This window comes from Nocardioides sp. GCM10030259, assembly GCF_042666375.1.
In the GTDB taxonomy this organism is placed as follows: Bacteria; Actinomycetota; Actinomycetes; order Propionibacteriales; family Nocardioidaceae; genus Nocardioides.
Window position 1 is genome coordinate 21094 of sequence record NZ_JBHTDF010000025.1, and the last position, 18208, is coordinate 39301.

The following is an 18208-nucleotide window of genomic DNA, read 5'->3' on the forward strand; positions in this document are numbered from 1 at the left end:
CTGATGGTCCACCTGATTCAGACGTCCCGCTCCATCCGGTCGACCACGTGCTCGGCGATGGCGAGGCTCGAGGTCGCTGCCGGCGACGGAGCGTTGCGCACGCTGGTGATCCCGTCCGCCTGGTGGATCACGAAGTCGTCGACGAGGGAGCCGTCGCGCTCGAGGGCCTGGGCGCGTAGTCCGAGGCCGGCGCGACGTACGTCGGCCGCGCCGATCTCGGGGACGTAGCGCTGGGCGTCCTTCATGTACGCCCGCACCGACAGCACCCCGCGCAGCTCGGTGACGCCGGTGCGCCAGTGCTCGCCCGCGAACCGCCAGAAGCCCGGCCAGGCCAGGGTGTTGCCGAGGTCACGGGCCGCGAAGGACGTGCGGCCGTAGGCGCGTCGGCTCAGCGCGAGGAAGGCGTTGGGGCCGACCTCGAGGCCGCCGCCGACCCGTCGGGTGAAGTGCACGCCGAGGAACGGGTAGCGCGGGTCGGGGACCGGGTAGATCATGCCGCGCACGAGGTCCTGCTTCGCCGGCAGGACGGCCATGTACTCGCCCCGGAACGGCACGATCCGCGGCGTCCTCGGCCCGCCGACGAGGGCGCCGAGCCGGTCGGACTCCAGGCCGCCGCACACGACGAGGCGGTCGACGCGATGGCGCACCTCACCTCCTCGGGCGTCGCAGACGACATCGATGGCACCGGGGCGACGTTCGACACCCGTGACCTCGGTCGACAGGTGGATCCGGCCGCCGGCGAGCTCGATCTCCTCGGCGATCTTCTCCGCGATGGCGACGTAGTCGGTGATCGCGGTGTGCGGCGAGTGCAGCGCCGCGACGCCCGCGGCGTGCGGCTCCACCTCGGTGATTCCGGTGCCGTCGACGCGGCGCAGCCCCGGGACGTCGTTCTCGCGCGCGGTCTGCTCGAGCCGGTCGAAGCGGCCCATCTCGTCCCGGTCGACGGCGACGACGAGCTTGCCGCACTCGTCGTAGGGCAGCCCGTGCTCGGCGCAGTAGTCCTGGATCAGCTTGCGGCCGCGGGTGCACAGCTCGGCCTTGAGGCTGCCGGGCCGGTAGTAGATGCCCGCGTGCACCACGCCGGAGTTGTGGCCGGTCTGGTGCGCCGCCAGCCGGTCCTCCTTCTCGAGCACGACGACGCGCAGGCCCGGCCGCCGGCGGGTGAGCTCGCGACCCACAGCCAGGCCCACGATGCCGCCCCCGACGATCCCGACTGTCTCCTCGGCCATGTCCCGATCCTCGCGCACCCCGCCCACGCCGCGGCCGGGGTGGACCGCGATCCCCCGAGTTCGGTACGGACCGTCAGGCGGCGACGGGCCTGCCCAGCCGGATCAGCGCCCAGCCGAGCAGCATCAGCACGACACCCATCACCGCGACGAAGGCGGCCACGCCGAAGGCGACCACCGAGGTGAACAGGCTGGCCCGGAGGAACGAGGCGTCCATCACGGCCTCCCTGTTCGGGTCGTCCTGGTCCATCTCGGCGTACGTCTGGCCGTCCGCGATGCCCTCGGCGTGCTCGGCGATGATGTCGGCCTGCGAGAACGCCGTGAACGGGCCCGTGACGTCCTCGCCCGCGAACCAGTTCGCGTCGTCGGAGACCGTGATGTTCTCGTCCGCCAGCGTCATGGACACGACGGCATACGTGCCGACGCCGGCCACCAGGAACAGCAGCCCGATGACGGCGATGATGACGCCGATCACCCGCACCCCACCGTTCTTCCTCTTCACCCGCGCCGGGGGGCTCGTCGGGGTGCTCGAGGTCTCCTCAGCCTCCGTCATGTCGGCCAGCGAATCACGACCGCACGCCGACCACTTCCCCCGAATCGGGCGACCGCCCGAGGAAGCCCGAGCTCGACTGGGTCGCCCGGTAGTGCGAGGGCGAGACGCCGTAGGTCCCGACGAACGCCTGCCGCAGGGACTCGACGGTCCCGAACCCGCACCGGCCCGCGATCGCCCGTACGGTCAGGTCCGTCCCGGTCAGCAGGTGCGCGGCGGCCTCGGTGCGCGCGCGGCGGACGAACCTGCCGGGAGTCACGCCCACCTCCTTGAGGAACAGCCGGGCCAGGTGCCGCTCGCTGACCGTTGCCCGGGCCGCGAGCGCAGTCGTCGAGAGGTCGCCGTCGAGGTGCGATGCGATGTGGTCGAGGGCGTCCGAGACCAGCGCGTCACCCGCCGCCGGCGGAGCCGTGAACATGCTCATCTGGGCCTGGTTGCCGGGCCGCTGGAGGTAGGTGACGAGCTGGCGTGCGACGTCGCGCGCCAGGCCGGGTCCGGCGTCGGCCTCGATGAACGCCAGGGTCAGGTCCAGGGCAGCGGTCACGCCCGCGGACGTGCACAGGCCGCCGTCGGTGATGAAGATGGGGTCGCTGTCGAACTCGACCTCCGGGAAGCGCTCCCGGAGGTATGCCGCGTGGTCCCAGTGCGTCGCGGCCCGGCGGCCGGTCAGCAGGCCGGCGGCCGCGAGGACCCCGGCACCCGTGCACACCGACGCCACGCGGCGCGCGTGCCGTCCGAGCCGCCGGACGTGGGCGACCAGCCGGTCGTCGTCCATCGCGTCGACGTAGCCGATGCCGCCCGCCACGACCAGCGTGTCGACGGGCCCGCGGACCCGCTCGAGCGCGGCCTCCGCGTTCAGCACGAGGCCGGTCGCCGTGTGGATGGGCAGCCCGCCCGGCGAGGCCAGCAGCGGTCGGTAGAGCGCGCTCCCGTGCCGGTAGTTGGCCAGCTGCAGCGCCGACACGACACATGCGATGTCGAGCAGCTCGGCCGCCGGGTAGCCGACGACCAGGATGCGGCGCGCTCCTTCCACGCGGCCACGCTACGACGCCGCTGCCGCGCTCCGGAACATGTCCGTCAGACGGGTACACCAATGTTTCGGACACGTGCCCCGACGAACGTCGCGCCGGTCCCGGACGGCCGGGACCGTGGGGATCCCACCACCCCGGGAGTCCCTCATGACCACCGTGGCCATCGCGCTGTACGACGGGTTCACCGCGCTCGACGTCGTCGGGCCCTACCAGATGCTGGCCTTCGCGCCCGGGGTCACCGTCACCCTGGCCGCGGAGGCACCGGGCGTCGTCGTCGACGACTGCGGCACCCTCACCCTCGAGGCGGTCGGCCTCGACGAGGTGGACCGCCCCGACGTCGTCGTGGTGCCCGGCGGGCCGGGCACGGCCCGAGCCCTGTCGAGCGCCCTGCCCGGCTGGCTGGCCACCGTCCACGAGCACACCCGGTGGACCACCTCGGTCTGCTCGGGGTCGCTGATCCTGGGCGCCGCCGGCCTGCTCGACGGGCTCCGGGCGACCACGCACTACCTGCACCTGGACAAGCTGCCCCTCTTCGGCGCGACCGCGACCGGCGACCGGGTCGTCGAGCTGCCGGAGTCGCGCATCATCACCTCGGCCGGCGTCTCCAGCGGTATCGACATGGGCCTGCGGCTCGTCGAGCTGCTCAGTGACCGACGCACCGCCGAGGCAGTCCAGCTGTGGACCGAGTACGACCCGCAGCCGCCGTACGACGCCGGCTCGCCGGCGCGCGCCAGCGCCGACGTCCAGGAGCTGGCCGCCGCGTGGGACGCCGCCGCGCTCGCCGCGGCCGTCCGATGAGTTCGGCACCCCGCGGCAGTCACAGGGTGCGGAGGCAACGGCCACCGCGGAGCGCGAGGAGCAGAGCCGTGCAGGATCTCGACATCATCCGACCGGGAGACGACGAGTACGACGCGCTCCGCCGTGTGTGGAACGCGATGGTCGACCGGCGGCCGGCGCTGATCGTCCGGTGCCGGCAGTCCTCCGACGTCGTCGGCGGGATCGCCCTCGCCCGGGCCGAGGGGCTCGAGATCGGGGTGCGGTGCGGCGGCCACAGCGTGGTCGGACACGCGGTGCCCGAGGGCGGGCTGATGCTCGACCTGACCCCGATGGGCGCCGTACGGGTGGACCCGGAGCGCCGTCGCGCGCGGGTGCAGGGCGGTGCGCTGCTCGGCGCCCTGGACGCCGCCAGCCAGCCGCACGGGCTCGCTACCACCGCCGGCAACGTCTCGCACACCGGCGTCGGTGGCCTGACGCTCGGTGGCGGCATGGGATGGCTCGCCCGGCGCCATGGGCTCGCCTGCGACAACCTGGTCTCGTGCGAGGTCGTCACCGCCGCGGGAGACGTCGTCCGCGCCTCGGCCGAGGAGAACCCCGAGCTCTTCTGGGGACTGCGCGGCGGCGGCGGCAACTTCGGCGTGGTGACCGAGTTCGAGCTCCGGCTCCACTCGACCGGGACCCAGGCGCTGGCGGTCGAGCTCGACTTCCCGGTCGGAGAGGCAGAGGCGGCCGCCCGGCGCTGGCGCGACCTGAGCGCGACGGCATCGCGGCGGGCGACGTACACCGCGACCGTCGCCGGCGGGACGGCGACGCTGGGACTCGTGTGGGTCGGCGACCCCGATGAGGGTCGGGACGAGGCACGGGGTCTCTCCTCGGTCGGGCGGCCCGTCGCGCGGCGGACGTTCGACCTGAGCTACCTCGACCTCCAGCGGCGCGAGGACGACTTCCAGGGGCACACGCAACGCCGCTACTGGAAGGGCCAGTACTTCCGCGAGCTGACCGACGACGCGATCACGGCACTGCTGGCCCACGACCCGGGCGCGGCCGCCAGCATGCAAGCGTACGGCGGCGCCATCGCCGACGTGCCGGACGACGAGACGGCGTTCAGCCAGCGCGACGCCGCCTTCGAGTACGTCGGCGCCGCCCGGTGGACCGATCCCGCCGAGGACGACCTCCGGATCGCCGCCACCCGGCGCAGCGCGGCCGCGCTGGAGCCCTGGGCGAGCGGCGCCTACGTCAACGCGCTCGGCGACGACGACCCGCGCGGCGTCCGTCGCGCGTACCCGCCGGCGAAGCTGGCGCGCCTCACGGCGCTCAAGGACGCCGTCGACCCGGACAACGTCTTCCACCACAACCAGAACATCGCGCCGAGCGGCATCCGAGCCGTGACCTAGTCGACGACCTCGAACCGGATCCCGGCTGCCTGGAGCCGGGCGAGCAGCGCGTCGCCCATCGCCTGGGCGGTCGTGACCTGGCCGGCGGTGGGCGGGTTCTCGTCGAGGGCGAGGGAGAGCGCCGACTCGGCGAGCATCTTCGCGGTCTCGTCGTAGCCGGGGTCGCCACCGGAGACGCGGGTGTGCACCGTGCGCCCGTCGCCCTCCGCGACGACGTCGACCGTGAACCACGACCGCGCGCGGCGGCTCTCGTCGGGCCCGTCGCCCGGCTTGATCCGGTCGAGCGCGAGCCTGCGCAGCGGCGGCACCTGGGCGGCGAGCACCATCGCGCCGACCGCGGCCGCCCCGCCCGCGGCATACCGCAGCGTCTTGGTGCCGGCGTAGTGGGAGTAGCGGAAGTCGGTGCCGTACGCCGGGAGCGCGGCGCCGCTGCGCGCGACGACGACCGGGTCGATGGTGGGCAGGGGCAGCAGCCAGTAGCCGAGCACCGGGTCGCGGTGCGGCTTGCCCGCGACGGTCCGCGACTTGCGGCCCTCCGGGCGCGGCTCGACGCGCCGGCGCTCGCCGGTGACCGACTTGAGCTGCCGCGCCCGGGAGAACGCGGTCATCGCCGAGTGGAAGGTGCCGCCGGAGAACGTGGCGCCCGCGCGCACGACGCCCCGGGCGGTGACCGGGCCGGACGCGCGCAGCTGCTGCACGGCGTACAGGACCCCGAGGTCGTGCGGCACCGAGTCGAAGCCGCAGGCGTGCACGATCCGGGCGCCGGTGCGCACCGCGGTCTCGTGGTGGCGCAGGTACATCCGGTCCACGAACTCCGGCTCGCCGGTGAGGTCGACGTAGTCGGTCCCGGCCTCCGCGCAGGCGGCGACCAGCGGCTCGCCGTACGCCACGTAGGGGCCGACGGTGGTGATCACGACCCGCGCCCGCCGCGCGACGTCGGCCAGCGAGGCGGGGTCCTCGACGTCGGCGTGCAGCAACGGCAGGTCGGCGAGGGCGGCGTCGACCTCCGCCAGCCGGGCGCGCACCGCCTCGAGCTTCTGCGGGTTGCGGCCGGCGAGCGCCCAACGCAGCCCGTGCGGCGCGTGGCGGGCGAGGTAGTCGGCGGTGAGGCCACCGGTGAAGCCGGTCGCGCCGAAGAGGACCAGGTCGAGCTCCCGGGATGCAGCCATGCCCTTCACTCTGTCAGGCGCGCGGCGGGTCGGCGGATCGACGTACTCTCGTGGACATGTGCCGCAACATCCGCCCGCTCCACAACTTCGAGCCGCCCGCCACCACCGACGAGGTGAGCGCTGCTGCGCTGCAGTACGTCCGCAAGGTCAGCGGCGCGACGAAGCCGTCGCAGGCCAACCAGGCCGCCTTCGACCGCGCCGTCGCCGAGATCGCGCACGTCACCCAGCACCTGCTCGACGACCTGGTCACCACCGCCCCGCCGAAGGACCGCGAGGTCGAGGCGGCCAAGGCGCGGGCCCGCGCCGAGGCGCGCTACGCCCGCACCTGATCCGGTGTCGCTCACCGCTCCGCCGACGGCGTACGCCGAGGCCCTGGCGCTGCTCCGCGGCCGGCCGCTCGTCGTGCTCACCGGCGCCGGCCTGTCGACGGACTCCGGCATCCCCGACTACCGCGGGCCGGGGGCGCCGTCGCGGATGCCGATGACCTACCAGGAGTTCGTGTCCGGCCCGGCCGCCCGCCAGCGCTACTGGGCGCGCAGCCACCTCGGCTGGGGCCGGATGGGCGGGGCGGAGCCGAACGCCGGCCACCTCGCGCTGGCCCGGATCGCCCCCGACCTGCTGATCACGCAGAACGTCGACGGCCTCCACGAGCGGGCCGGCACCCCGCGCCTGGTCGCCCTGCACGGGCGGATCGCCGAGGTCGTGTGCCTCGGCTGCCGGAAGACGTCGTCACGAGCGGCGCTCCAGGAGCGGCTCGCGGAGCTCAACCCGGACTTCGCGGACCGGCACGCCCACGTGACGACCCGGCCGGACGGCGACGTCGACCTGGAGGAGACGAGCGGCTTCGTGGTGCCCGACTGCCCGTGCGGCGGGCTGCTCAAGCCCGACGTGGTGTTCTTCGGCGAGAACGTGCCACCCGCCCGGGTGGGCCGTTGCTACGACGCTGTCGACGCCCTCGTCGACGGCGAGGGCGTGCTGCTGGTGGCGGGCTCGAGCCTGACGGTGATGTCCGGGCTCCGGTTCGTCCGCCGCGCGGCGCGGGCCGGCACGCCCGTCGTGATCGTCAACCGGGGTGCGACCAGGGGCGACGAGCTCGCGACGTACCGGCTGGACGCCGGGTGCAGCGAGTTCCTGACGGAGCTCGCGGGCTGACTCAGCTCACACAGGCTCAGACCGGGCGCGCGCGCAGCTCGCCGAGCAGGTCGACGAGTTCGTGGAGCGACAGGTCGTGCTTGGTGGGGTCGAGGCCCTGGACGCGCTCGAGCGCGAGGTTCTCGGGGAGCCGGGCGCCGACGGCGAACGTGTAGATCGTGTCGTCGAGCTCGAACTCGATGCCGCGCAGCTGGGCCGCGTAGTAGTCACCGTCGTGCGTCAGCAGCACGACCGACTCGCGCGGCTCGAGGCCCCGGGTCAGCCCGGTCAGCGAATGACCGACGACCAAAGCGCGCTCGCCGCGCACATCCACTGCTCCATCGAGCTCGATGATCTCCATCAACGACCTTCCCCACTGCCACGGAATGGCAGCCCCCTGACCGTCGCGTTCGCGCCGCGCCGACCCCCAACTTACTCCCGAGTTCTCAACGAGAGCTCAAGACATCACGATGCGAAGAGCAAGGATCGTGCAGAACGACCGTCGCTGCCTCGCTGTCCGAGAAAATTCACCGCCCCCGGCGAAAATCTACGGAACGTCACAACTTTCGCACGAAGATGTGCTCCGCCGCCTCCGGGACGATCTCCGCGGTCTCGCCGCCGCTGCCCACGAGGACCCCCGCCTCGGTGGCCACGACCGTCACGGTCTTGTCCGGGAGCGCCCCCACCCGGCGCATCGCGCTCATGAGGAGCTCGTCCTTCTGCATCTCCTCCGAGATCCGGCGGACCAGCACCCGCCCCTCGTCCGACCCCGCGGCCGTCGAGAGCGGCTCGACGCCCTCCATGAAGCCCTCGGCCGGGTCGGTCTCGCCCAGCTCGTCGAGCCCCGGGATCGGGTTTCCGTACGGAGACTCCGTCGGGTGGTCGAGCAGCTTGAGCAGCCGGCGCTCGACGGTCTCGGACATGACGTGCTCCCAGCGGCAGGCCTCCTCGTGGACGAGCTCCCACTCGAGCCCGATCACGTCGGTGAGCAGCCGCTCCGCCAGCCGGTGCTTGCGCATCACCCGGGTCGCCAGCCGCATCCCCTCGTCGGTCAGCTCCAGGTGCCGGTCGCCCTCCACCGTCAGCAGCCCGTCGCGCTCCATCCGGGCGACGGTCTGCGAGACCGTCGGGCCGCTCTGGTGGAGGCGCTCGGCGATCCGGGCACGCAGCGGGACGATCCCCTCCTCGACCAGCTCGTAGATCGTGCGGAGGTACATCTCGGTGGTGTCGATCAGGTCGCTCACGCCGGACATTCTGTCTCATCCACCAACCGGCTGGCAGGCTGGCGACGATGGGCGACACGACACCGGCGGTGATGTGGTTCCGGCGCGACCTGCGGCTCGCGGACAACCCCGCGCTCCTCGAGGCGGTCGCCGACGGCCCGGTCCTCCCGCTGTTCGTGCTCGACCCCGCCCTCTGGGGCCCCGCTGGCCCGAGCCGGCAGGCCTACCTCGCGGCATCGCTGCGCAGTCTGGACGCCACGCTGCGCGGGCGCGGCAGCGGGCTGTCGGTGGTGCGGGGGGACCCCGTGCGCCGGGTGGCACTGGCCGCGCGGGCGGTCGGCGCCCGGCGGGTGCACGTCGCCGCCGACTTCGGCCCCTACGGGTCCCGGCGCGACGAGGCGGTCGAGGCCGCCCTCGCAGAGCAGGACGTCGAGCTGGTGCGCACCGGCTCGCCGTACGCCGTGGCGCCGGGGCGGGTGACCAGCGGCAGCGGCAGCCCGTACCAGGTCTTCACGCCGTTCTCCCGCGCGTGGGCCGACCACGGGTGGCGGGGCCCGGTCGAGGCCCCGAGTGGCGGGAGCTGGCTCGGGCTCGACGACGACACGACCGAGATCCCCGACCCGGCGCTCCCCGCCGGCCTCGAGCTGCCCGAGGCCGGGGAGGCGGCCGCCGTCCGCCGCTGGCGGCAGTTCCTCGACGACGTGGCGGCGTACGACGACGAGCGGGACCGCCCGGACCTCGACACGACCTCGCGGATGTCGGCACACCTGCGCTGGGGCGAGATCCACCCCCGAACGATGCTCGCCGACCTCTCCCGGCTGCGGAGCGCGGGCGCGGCGACGTACCGCACGGAGCTGGCCTGGCGGGAGTTCTTCGCCGACGTGCTGGCGGCCCGGCCCGAGACGGCGCGGGAGTACCTGCGGCCCGCCTACGCGGCGATGCGGTACGACGAGCCGGACGGGCTGTTCGACGCCTGGCGCGACGGCCGCACCGGCTTCCCCGTGGTCGACGCGGGCATGCGGCAGCTGCGGGCGACCGGCTGGATGCACAACCGGGTGCGGATGGTCGTCGCGAGCTTCCTCGTCAAGGACCTGCACGTCGAGTGGCAGCACGGCGCGCGGCACTTCATGCGGTGGCTGGTCGACGGCGACCTGGCCTCCAACCAGCAGAACTGGCAGTGGGCGGCCGGCAGTGGCGTCGACGCCGCGCCGTACTTCCGGGTGTTCAACCCGACGACGCAGGGGCGGAAGTTCGACCCCGACGGTCGCTACGTGCGCCGCTGGGTGCCTGAGCTGGCCGAGGTCGCCGACCCGCACGACCCGAGCCCCGCGGATCGGGAGACCGCCGGCTACCCGGATCCGGTCGTCGACCACGCCGTCGAGCGGCGCGAGGCCCTCGACCGGTGGGAGGAGATCCGCTGACGCGCCGGGTGGACCTGGGTCGGGCGCGCGTGCGACCGTCTGGTCCGTGCCCGACCAGGTGACCGTCCCCCGCCGCTTCTGCGGACCCCCGTCCTCCGGCAACGGCGGCTGGTCCGCCGGCGCCCTCGCCGCGCACGTCGACGCCCCGGCGGTATCGGTGTCGCTGCTCGCGCCGCCGCCGCTGGACACGCCCATGCCGGTCGAGGTCGTCGACGGCACCACGATCGCGAGCCTCGACGGCGCGCCCGTGATGCGGGCCGAGCCGGCGCCCGGCGACCTGAAGGTGGTCGCCTGGGTACCGCCCGCGGACGCGCGCGCCGCGGAGGCGTCGTACGCCGGGCTCGCGTCGCACCCGTTCCCCACGTGCTTCTCCTGCGGCACCGGACGCGACGACGGGCTCCGGATCTTCCCCGGCCGGGTCGCCGACCAGGAGGCGCGTCCGCGGGTGGCGGCCACCTGGACCCCGGACCCGTCCGTCGCCGACGACCTGCACGCCACGACCTGGGCGGCCCTGGACTGCGTCGGCGGCTGGGCCGGCGACCTCCAGGAGCGGCTGATGGTGCTCGCCCGGATGACGGCGCGGATCGACCGGCTGCCCGAGGTCGGCGCCGAGCACGTGGTGGTCGGGCTCGGCCGGCGTACCGAGGGCCGCAAGACGTTCACCGCGTCGGCGCTCTACGACGCCGACGGCGAGCTGATCGGCAGCGCGGAGCACCTCTGGGTCGCGGTCGACCCGGCCGCCTTCGCGTGAGCACCCCACCCCTAGGATGGAGAGCATGGGTTTGAACGATCAAACGCGGCGTCAGGAGTGGTGGCGGCACGCGGTCACCTACCAGATCTACCCCCGCAGCTTCGCGGACGGGAACGGCGACGGCATCGGTGACGTCCCCGGCATCACCTCGCGCCTTCCGTACCTGCGCGACCTCGGCGTCGACGCGATCTGGATCTCGCCCTTCTACCGCTCCCCGCAGCGCGACCACGGGTACGACGTCTCCGACTACCGCGACATCGACCCGCTGTTCGGCACGCTCGCCGACGCCGACGAGATGATCGAGCGCGCGCACGAGCTCGGGCTCAAGGTGATCGTCGACCTGGTGCCCAACCACACGTCGGACGAGCACGAGTGGTTCCAGGCCGCGATCGAGGCCGGCCCGGGCAGCCCGGAGCGCGACCGCTACGTCTTCCGCGACGCCCAGCCCGACGGGTCCCTGCCCAACAACTGGATGTCGGTCTTCGGCGGCCCCGCCTGGACCCGGGTCGAGGACGGCCGCGGCGAGGACGCGCAGTACTACCTGCACCTCTTCGACTCGAGCCAGCCCGACCTCAACTGGCGCAACCCGGAGATCGGCGACATGTTCGTCGAGGTGCTGCGCTTCTGGCTCGACCGCGGGGTCGACGGCTTCCGGGTCGACGTCGCGCACGGCCTCTTCAAGGAGGAGGACCTGCGCGACCAGGTCGTCGAGGCCGGCAAGACCGCGAGCAGCGACGCCCGCGACGCGGCCGACGTCCCGATGGTCGAGCGCACGATGCGCGACGAGCCGATGTGGGACCAGCCCGAGGTGCACGACGTCTACCGCCGCTGGCACGAGGTGCTCGCGAAGTACGACGGCGACCGGATGTTCGTCGCCGAGGCCTGGACCCAGACGCCCGAGTCGATGGCCCGCTACATCCGCCCCGACGAGTTCAGCCAGGCGTTCAACTTCGCGTGGCTGCTCGCGTCGTGGTCGGCGTCGGAGTTCACCGAGGTCGTCCGCGGCACGATGGAGGCCGTCGGCCTCGTCGGCGGCTCCCCCACCTGGGTGCTGAGCAACCACGACGTCGTCCGGCACATGACGCGGTACGGCGGCGGCGAGCTCGGCCTGGCCCGGGCGAAGGCCGCCACGATGACGATGCTCGCGCTGCCGGGCTCGGCGTACCTCTACCAGGGCGAGGAGCTCGGCCTGCCCGAGGTCGAGGTCGCCCCGGAGGACCGTCAGGACCCGTTCTTCATCCGCACCGGCGAGGGCGGTCGCGACGGCTGCCGGGTGCCGATCCCGTGGAGCGGCACCGCCGCGCCGTACGGCTTCGGCCCGGGCGCCGGCCAGCCGTGGATCCCGCAGCCCGACGACTGGGCCGGCGTGACCGTCGACGCCGAGACCGGCGACGACGGCTCGACGCTCGAGTTCTACCGGGCGGCGCTCGCCGCGCGGCGTACGTTCGCCACCAGCGCGGGCGAGGACGTCGAGATCCTCGACCTGGGCGCCGACGTCGTCGCGTTCCGGCGCGGCCCGGTGACGGCGGTGCTCAACTGCGGCACCGAGCCGGTGGCGCTGCCCGCCGGCCAGGTGCTCCTGGCGAGCGGCCCGGTCGGCGACACGCTGCCGGCCGACACGGCCGTCTGGCTGGGGTGACTCAGGACTCGAGGGCCGCGTTGTAGCGGCCGAGCAGGCCCACGAACTGCGCGAGGTCGTCGTCGGGGAGGTCGCCGAGCTTCTGGTCGAGCCAGAGCCGGCTGGACTCCTTGACGTCGGCCAGCCGCACCCGGGCCGACTCGCTGACGGAGAGCAGCGTGGCGCGGCCGTCGTCCGGGTCCGGTGTCCGGGCGACCATGCCGAGCTCCAGGAGGTGCTGCACCTGGCGGCTGATCGCGCCCTTGTCGATGCCGAAGTGCTCGGAGATGCCCGACGCCCGGGTCGGGCCTCGCATCTCGAGCCACGTCAGGATCAGGTACGTCGAGGACTGCAGCTCGGGGTGCACCGACCGGGCGCGCTCGGCCAGCACCCGACGGATCCGTCGGACCATCACGCCGACCTCGCGCTCGAGCTCCCCCAGCAGCTCGACGCGCTCGATCGACTCCCCGATGGCGGCGGTCATCGCCGACCCCCCTGCTCGACGATCGCGTGCCGGAGCTCGGCCGCGACCTCCGGCGACGTCTCCGGGCTGGCCGTGAGGTTGGAGGTCCGCAGCGGGACCTCCTTGATGAAGAGCACGCAGACGAGAGCGACGACCGCGAACGGCACGGCGACCAGGAAGAGCTCGCCGAACGCCACGCCGAAGGCGTGCTCGAAGACGGCGCGCACCGGCTCAGGCAGCGTGCTCATGTCGGGCACGGCGTGGCTCTGGTGCCCGTCGGTGGGGATGCCGAGGTCGGCCAGGCCGGCGGTGACCTTCTCGGCCACCGACCAGCTCAGGAGCGCGCCGAGCGCCGAGATGCCGACCGAGCCGCCCATCGAGCGGAAGAACGCGACCACGGAGCTCGCCGAGCCCATGTCGGCCATCGAGACGTTGTTCTGGACGGCGAGCACGAGGTTCTGCATGGTCGCGCCCAGGCCGAGACCGAGGATCGCCATGAAGAACCCGATCGCGACCAGGCTGGTCGTGTCGTCGATGGTGCTGAGCAGCGCGAGCCCGATGACGACGAAGACCATGCCGCCGACCAGGTAGCGCTTCCACCGGCCGGTGTCGCTGATGATGCGGCCGGTGACCACGCTCGAGATGAAGAGGCCGCCGACCATGGCGATCGACATCAGCCCGGCCTCGGTCGGGGTCATGCCGCGCGCGACCTGGAAGTACTGGCTCAGGTAGACCGTCGACCCGAACATCGAGACGCCGATCATCACCGACGCGAAGGTCGCGAGGGAGATCGTGCGGTCCTTGAACAGGCGCATCGGGATGATCGGCTCGACCGCGACCTTGGCCTCGACGTACACCGCGCCGACCAGCAGGAGCGCACCCACGGTGACGAGGAGGGCGGTGGTGGTCGAGCCCCAGGCGAACTGGTTGCCGGCCAGGGACACCCACACGAGCAGGGTCGAGATGCCGGCGACGATCAGCGTGGCGCCGAGGTAGTCGATGTTGACCGGCCGCTTCACCACGGGCAGGTGCAGCGTCTTCTGCAGCAGGAAGAAGGCGATCACGGCGAACGGCAGGCCGATGAAGAAGCAGCCGCGCCAGCCGAGCGCGGAGTCGACGACGACACCGCCGATCAGCGGGCCGCCCACGGTCGCGAGGGCGAACGTCGCGCCGACGTACCCGGAGTAGCGGCCGCGCTCGCGCGGCGAGACCATCGTCGCGATGACGACCTGCACCAGCGCGGTCAGGCCGCCGACGCCGAGGCCCTGCACGACGCGGGAGCCGATCAGCACCTCCATGCTCGGCGCGAACGCCGCCACCAGGGACCCGACCGCGTAGATCACGAGCGCGAGCTGCACGAGCAGCTTCTTGCTGAAGAGGTCGGACAGCTTGCCCCAGATCGGGGTGCTCGCCGTCATCGCCAGCATCGTGGCGACCACGACCCAGGTGTAGCCGGTCTGGCTGCCCTCGAGGTCGGCGACGATCCGCGGCAGGGCGTTGGAGACGACGGTGCTGGACAGCATCGCCACGAACATCGCCAGCAGCAGGCCGCTGAGGGCCTCCAGGATCTGCCGGTGGGTCATCTCCCCCGACTCCTCGGCGGAGACCGGTGGTGCGGAGGGGCGGTCGGACGCGTCGGTCAAGGGAGCTCGATTCATGAGGGATAAACGGTTGCCGACGGCAACTATATTCCCGAATCGTTGCCCTGGACAACCAAACCTCGGGTGTGCCGGCGCACACCGAGGGACAGGACCACTTCGTCAGGGACCACCCCGACGTGGCGCTACTCCGAGTCGCGGTCCTTCTCGCCGAGGGCCTGCGAGAGCTGGGCGACGAGGTCGTCGCTGGGGGACGCCGACTGGCGGTTGCTCTCCTCCAGCTGGGCGAGCAGCTCGGCCCGGTGGACCTTCAGCGAGCGGGGGGCGTCGATGCCGACCCGGACGACGTCGCCACGGACCTCGAGGATCGTGACGGTGATGTCCTCGCCCAGGACGACGCTCTCCCCCGCCCGGCGACTCAGAACCAGCATGTGACCACCGTAGCCCGCCGATGGCGACGCGGGGCGCCCGACCGTCCGTTCGGACGGGATCGGGCGCCCGATCGCGGGTGGGTCAGGCGCTGCGTCAGGCGCTGCGTCAGGCGCTGAGCAGCGGCGCTGCGACCGGCAGCCCGGCCTCGTCCAGCACGACCTGGCCGGCGCGGCGTACCGACGGGTTCACCAGCAGCGGCGCAGCGAGGTTGGCGGTCGTGTCGTGGAGCCCCTGGCCGGCGTTCAGGATGACCAGGACGAGGACGTCGGCGGCCGACTCGATCCCGAGCGCGGCGACGACGTCGTCACCCACCTCGGGGGCGTAGTCGGGGAAGAACGGCGTCGGCGGCACGACCAGGAAGCGCAGACCGGGCTCGTCGAGCGAGCCGAGGCTGCACAGGTCGCTTGCACCGTCGAGCTGCACGAGGGCCCAGCGCCGGTGGTCCGGGAAGCCCGGCATCGGGAGCACCATGTCGATCACGGGGATCTCGATCGCGTGGGTCTGGGCCACGACACCTCCGTCGGTTCGCTCGGGTCCAGCCATCATGTCAACTGCCGTCGTCGCGGTCATCGCAGGAACTCCAGGAGGCTCGGTTGCAGGACGCGGGCCGTGGCGCCCAGGGCCGCCTGGTAGGCGACCTCCTGGAGGCCGAGGTCCACGGTTGCCTTTGCGAGATCGGTGTTCTCGATCTCCGAGAGGGCGTTCTTGAGGGTCAGGCTCGCGTCGGTGGCGACGCTCCTGGCGTTCTCGACACGCACGGTCCGGGCGCCGATGTCCGTGCGGGCGTTGACGACCCGGTCGCTGTCGGCCTTGAGCGTGTCGATCGACGCCGAGATCGTGGCCGCGTCGCCCGTCTTGAGGGCGGTCGAGAGGGCGGCCAGGTGGTCGAAGACGGAGTCGCCGTCGGGGCCGAAGACCTCCGGGCCCTCGATGTCGATCCGCACGCGGGTGCCGTCGGCGATCGTGCGTACGACGCCGGCGCCCGCGCCGATGGCCGCGGGGTCGGCCAGCACGCCGGCGTCGGTGTAGGCCTTCGTCCCGCCGGTGATGCCGCCGAAGATCGGCCGGTCCAGGTACTGCGCGTTGCTGGAGCTGATCAGTCCGGCGCGGATCTGGTCGACCTCGGTGGCGAGCGCCCGCAGGGCCTCGGGGTTCATGGCGCCCGAGTTCGCACCCTGGAGCGCGAGGTCGCGGGCCCGGGTGATCTGGCCGTTCATCGTGGACAGGGCGCCGTCGGTCTGGTCGAGCCAGCCGATCGCGTCGTCGGCGTTGCGGACGTACTGCGCCTCGTGGGAGAGCGACGACCGGATGCGCATCGCACTGGACGCGCCTGTAGGGTCGTCGGACGGCCGGTTGATCAGCCGGCCGGTCGTCAGCTGCTCCTGGGCCTTCGCGACCCGGTTCATCGCCGACTGCATGCCGTTGAACGACTGGTGGCTCAGCATGTTCTGGGTGATCCGGACGAGCGTCATCAGCGGCCCACCAGTCCGGTGCGGTTGATCAGGGTGTCGAGGATCTGGTCGACGGTCGTCATGACCCGCGCCGCCGCCTCGTAGGAACGTTGGGCCATCACCATGTTCACCGTCTCCTCGTCGATGCTCACGCCGGTGAGCTGCTCGCGCGCCGCGTCGACCTGTGACGTCATCGCACTCTGGTTGTCGGCGAGCCGCCGCACCGAGGCGACGGAGCTGCCGAAGCCGTTGACCAGCCGCTGGTAGCCGTCCTGGATCGTGATCGAGTCGGCGAGCGCGACGGCGTTCCCGGTGTCGGTGTTGCCGCCGGTCGCCGGCGGGACCGTCGGCACGGACGACATCGCGATGTCCTTCGCCGACGTCACCACGACGGAGAGGGAGCGCGCGGGGTCCGCCGGGTCGTAGTCGAAGAACTGGCCGCCCGCGTCGCCGTCGAGGTCGTAGCCGCCGGCGTGGGCGGCGTTGAAGGCGTCGGCGAATGCCGACACGAGCGCGTTCAGGCCGGCCGCGTACCCCGGAAGGGTCACGTCGATCAGCTCGACGCTGGCGGCGATCTCGCCGCCGGGGACGACGACGCCGACGGCCGGGCCGGTGGGCGGCTGGATCTGGAACGTGATCGCGGACCCGGCACCGGAGCCGTCGGGGTTGATGCCGCTCGCGACCTGGAGCGTGGAGGCCTGGCGGCCGGTGACCAGGGGCTGGCCGCCCACCGTGACGTCCATCCCGCCGTCGGGACGGACGGTCGCGGTCCCGCCGGTCAGCTCGGACAGTCGCAGGGCGAGGTGGTCCCGGGCGTCCATCAGCGTCGCGGTGTCGCCGCCGCCGCTCGACGTCGAGATCGTGTGGTTGGTGGCCGCGAGCTGCTGGGCGAGGTCGTTGACCTCCTGGACCGACGCGAGCACGCGGGCGCGCTGGTCGCCGATCTCTTCCTGCAGGTTGCCCGACTGGATCTTGAAGGCGTCGGCGACGAGCCGCCCGTTCTCGAGGATCTGCATGCGGGCCGCGTCGGTGTTCGGCGCGTTGTTCACGTCGTCGAGGCTGTTGTGGAAGGTGTCGATCGCGGCCGCGACGCCGTTCTCGCTCGGCTCGGCGATGCCGCTCTCGACCCGGGCGAGCGCGGCCGCCTTGAGCTCGAGGTAGCTCTGGCCCGCGTGCTCGCGCCGGACGCGGGTGTCCAGGAGCGGGTCGACGAGACGCTGGACGCCGGACGACGCGACACCGCTGCCGATCTCGTTGGACCGCGACCACACCGCCGGGGCCGCCGCCGCGCCGACCGTCTCGCCGACGATGCGGCGGCGTACGTAGCCCTCGGTGGAGGCGTTCGCGATGTTGGTGCTCGCGATGTCGAGAGAGGCCTGCTGGTAGCGCAGGGCCGACAGCGCGGTGTTGAGGGAGGCGAAGGGGCTGGACATGGTCACAGGCTCCGATCGAGCACGGCGCTGCGCGTCTCCCCGCGGTCGACCGCACCGGCGGCCGTGTACGTCGGCGTGCCGCGATCGAGGCCGAGCAGGGTGTCCTGGGTGGCGCGGAGGCCGGAGACGATCAGCGCGCGGTTCGTCTGGGCGACCCGGGCGATCTCGTCGGTGAGCGACAGGAAGCTGTCGCGATGCTCGGTGAGGATGCCGCGCCACGGCTCGGGCGCGACCGCGATCAGCTCGCCGAGGCCGGCGTTGGGCTCGAGCCCGGCGCCCTCGGCGGCCGCGCTGGCGGCGACGGCACGCAGCACCTCGAACTCACGAAGCGCCGCAGCGGCCTCGTCGACGTCGCGGGCCACGTTGGCCAGCCACCGGGTGCGCCCGGTGGACATCACCAGCTCCTCGAGCTCGAGTCGGTAGAGCAGGGTCTCGAGGAGCTCGCGCTCCTGCCACAGGACCCAAGTCAGCTTCTCCACGTCACTCCCAGGTGGTATCGATGGTCCAGACCAGGGGGAGCCTGTTCTGGCGTCGAGGTGC

Annotated in this window: 20 protein-coding genes; 7 read left to right on the forward strand and 13 right to left on the reverse strand. The window is 72.8% G+C overall.

What is annotated here, in order from left to right:
- Nucleotides 1-17 precede the first annotated feature (17 nt).
- From lhgO to ACFQQI_RS19540, 3 genes are all read right to left on the reverse strand, one after another.
- On the reverse strand, nucleotides 18-1229 hold the full coding sequence (gene lhgO, locus ACFQQI_RS19530) for an L-2-hydroxyglutarate oxidase (RefSeq protein WP_378567481.1): 1212 nt from the start codon (nucleotides 1227-1229) through the stop codon (nucleotides 18-20).
- A gap of 73 nt (nucleotides 1230-1302) precedes the next feature.
- Nucleotides 1303-1779, reverse strand: coding sequence for an aromatic ring-opening dioxygenase LigA (locus ACFQQI_RS19535; protein WP_378567484.1), 477 nt, complete (start codon nucleotides 1777-1779; stop codon nucleotides 1303-1305).
- Between the two features lie 13 nt (nucleotides 1780-1792).
- Nucleotides 1793-2809 carry a GlxA family transcriptional regulator gene (locus ACFQQI_RS19540; protein WP_378567487.1) on the reverse strand — a complete coding sequence of 339 codons (1017 nt, stop codon included), beginning with the start codon at nucleotides 2807-2809 and terminating at the stop codon, nucleotides 1793-1795.
- A 145-nt stretch (nucleotides 2810-2954) separates the two neighbouring features.
- On the opposite strand from ACFQQI_RS19540, the gene ACFQQI_RS19545 reads away from it, so the two are divergent.
- Both ACFQQI_RS19545 and ACFQQI_RS19550 read left to right on the forward strand, forming a co-directional pair.
- A complete protein-coding gene (locus ACFQQI_RS19545; protein ID WP_378567490.1) occupies nucleotides 2955-3605 on the forward strand; it encodes a DJ-1/PfpI family protein in 651 nt (216 codons plus the stop codon).
- Nucleotides 3606-3673: 68 nt separating this feature from the next.
- Nucleotides 3674-4978 carry an FAD-binding oxidoreductase gene (locus tag ACFQQI_RS19550; RefSeq protein WP_378567493.1) on the forward strand — a complete coding sequence of 435 codons (1305 nt, stop codon included), beginning with the start codon at nucleotides 3674-3676 and terminating at the stop codon, nucleotides 4976-4978.
- Here ACFQQI_RS19550 and ACFQQI_RS19555 read toward each other — a convergent pair.
- A complete protein-coding gene (locus ACFQQI_RS19555) occupies nucleotides 4975-6147 on the reverse strand; it encodes a saccharopine dehydrogenase family protein (RefSeq protein WP_378567496.1) in 1173 nt (390 codons plus the stop codon). The genes ACFQQI_RS19550 and ACFQQI_RS19555 overlap by 4 nt on opposite strands.
- 56 nt (nucleotides 6148-6203) lie before the next feature.
- On the opposite strand from ACFQQI_RS19555, the gene ACFQQI_RS19560 reads away from it, so the two are divergent.
- Both ACFQQI_RS19560 and ACFQQI_RS19565 read left to right on the forward strand, forming a co-directional pair.
- On the forward strand, nucleotides 6204-6476 hold the full coding sequence (locus ACFQQI_RS19560; RefSeq protein WP_378567499.1) for a DUF2277 domain-containing protein: 273 nt from the start codon (nucleotides 6204-6206) through the stop codon (nucleotides 6474-6476).
- Nucleotides 6477-6480: 4 nt separating this feature from the next.
- Nucleotides 6481-7299: a Sir2 family NAD-dependent protein deacetylase gene (locus ACFQQI_RS19565; RefSeq protein WP_378567502.1), complete on the forward strand. Its 819-nt coding sequence runs from the start codon at nucleotides 6481-6483 to the stop codon at nucleotides 7297-7299.
- 16 nt (nucleotides 7300-7315) lie between these two features.
- Here the strand turns inward: ACFQQI_RS19565 and ACFQQI_RS19570 are convergent, their stop codons facing one another.
- The gene (locus ACFQQI_RS19570; protein WP_378567505.1) at nucleotides 7316-7639 is read right to left on the reverse strand and encodes a hypothetical protein; all 324 of its coding nucleotides are present in this window, start codon (nucleotides 7637-7639) and stop codon (nucleotides 7316-7318) included.
- Nucleotides 7640-7835: 196 nt separating this feature from the next.
- Entirely contained in the window at nucleotides 7836-8522 is a 687-nt protein-coding gene (locus ACFQQI_RS19575; protein ID WP_378567508.1) for a metal-dependent transcriptional regulator, read from the reverse strand.
- 47 nt (nucleotides 8523-8569) lie between these two features.
- On the opposite strand from ACFQQI_RS19575, the gene ACFQQI_RS19580 reads away from it, so the two are divergent.
- From ACFQQI_RS19580 to ACFQQI_RS19590, 3 genes are read left to right on the forward strand one after another with little or no spacing between them, the layout of a single operon-like run.
- The gene (locus tag ACFQQI_RS19580; RefSeq protein ID WP_378567511.1) at nucleotides 8570-9922 is read left to right on the forward strand and encodes a cryptochrome/photolyase family protein; all 1353 of its coding nucleotides are present in this window, start codon (nucleotides 8570-8572) and stop codon (nucleotides 9920-9922) included.
- A gap of 46 nt (nucleotides 9923-9968) precedes the next feature.
- Nucleotides 9969-10673, forward strand: a complete 705-nt coding sequence (locus tag ACFQQI_RS19585) for a hypothetical protein (protein ID WP_378567514.1) — start codon at nucleotides 9969-9971, stop codon at nucleotides 10671-10673.
- A 25-nt stretch (nucleotides 10674-10698) separates the two neighbouring features.
- Complete coding sequence (locus tag ACFQQI_RS19590) at nucleotides 10699-12312, forward strand: glycoside hydrolase family 13 protein (RefSeq protein ID WP_378567517.1); 1614 nt, start codon at nucleotides 10699-10701, stop codon at nucleotides 12310-12312.
- A gap of 1 nt (nucleotide 12313) precedes the next feature.
- On the opposite strand, the gene ACFQQI_RS19595 is transcribed toward ACFQQI_RS19590, so the two are convergent.
- From ACFQQI_RS19595 to flgN, 7 genes are all read right to left on the reverse strand, one after another.
- Nucleotides 12314-12775 carry a MarR family winged helix-turn-helix transcriptional regulator gene (locus ACFQQI_RS19595; RefSeq protein WP_378567520.1) on the reverse strand — a complete coding sequence of 154 codons (462 nt, stop codon included), beginning with the start codon at nucleotides 12773-12775 and terminating at the stop codon, nucleotides 12314-12316.
- Nucleotides 12772-14397, reverse strand: coding sequence for an MDR family MFS transporter (locus ACFQQI_RS19600; protein ID WP_378567523.1), 1626 nt, complete (start codon nucleotides 14395-14397; stop codon nucleotides 12772-12774). Before ACFQQI_RS19600 ends, ACFQQI_RS19595 begins: the two co-directional genes overlap by 4 nt.
- A gap of 140 nt (nucleotides 14398-14537) precedes the next feature.
- Complete coding sequence (gene csrA / locus ACFQQI_RS19605) at nucleotides 14538-14783, reverse strand: carbon storage regulator CsrA (protein ID WP_378567526.1); 246 nt, start codon at nucleotides 14781-14783, stop codon at nucleotides 14538-14540.
- Between the two features lie 106 nt (nucleotides 14784-14889).
- On the reverse strand, nucleotides 14890-15294 hold the full coding sequence (gene fliW, locus ACFQQI_RS19610) for a flagellar assembly protein FliW (RefSeq protein ID WP_378567529.1): 405 nt from the start codon (nucleotides 15292-15294) through the stop codon (nucleotides 14890-14892).
- Between the two features lie 56 nt (nucleotides 15295-15350).
- Nucleotides 15351-16256: a flagellar hook-associated protein FlgL gene (gene flgL / locus ACFQQI_RS19615; protein ID WP_378567532.1), complete on the reverse strand. Its 906-nt coding sequence runs from the start codon at nucleotides 16254-16256 to the stop codon at nucleotides 15351-15353.
- Nucleotides 16256-17668 (reverse strand): flagellar hook-associated protein FlgK, encoded by a 1413-nt coding sequence (flgK, locus tag ACFQQI_RS19620; protein ID WP_378567535.1) that lies wholly within the window; start codon nucleotides 17666-17668, stop codon nucleotides 16256-16258. The genes flgL and flgK overlap by 1 nt, the downstream gene beginning before the upstream one ends.
- Before the next feature lie 2 nt (nucleotides 17669-17670).
- The gene (gene flgN / locus ACFQQI_RS19625) at nucleotides 17671-18147 is read right to left on the reverse strand and encodes a flagellar export chaperone FlgN (protein WP_378567538.1); all 477 of its coding nucleotides are present in this window, start codon (nucleotides 18145-18147) and stop codon (nucleotides 17671-17673) included.
- Between the last annotated feature and the right edge of the window lie 61 nt (nucleotides 18148-18208).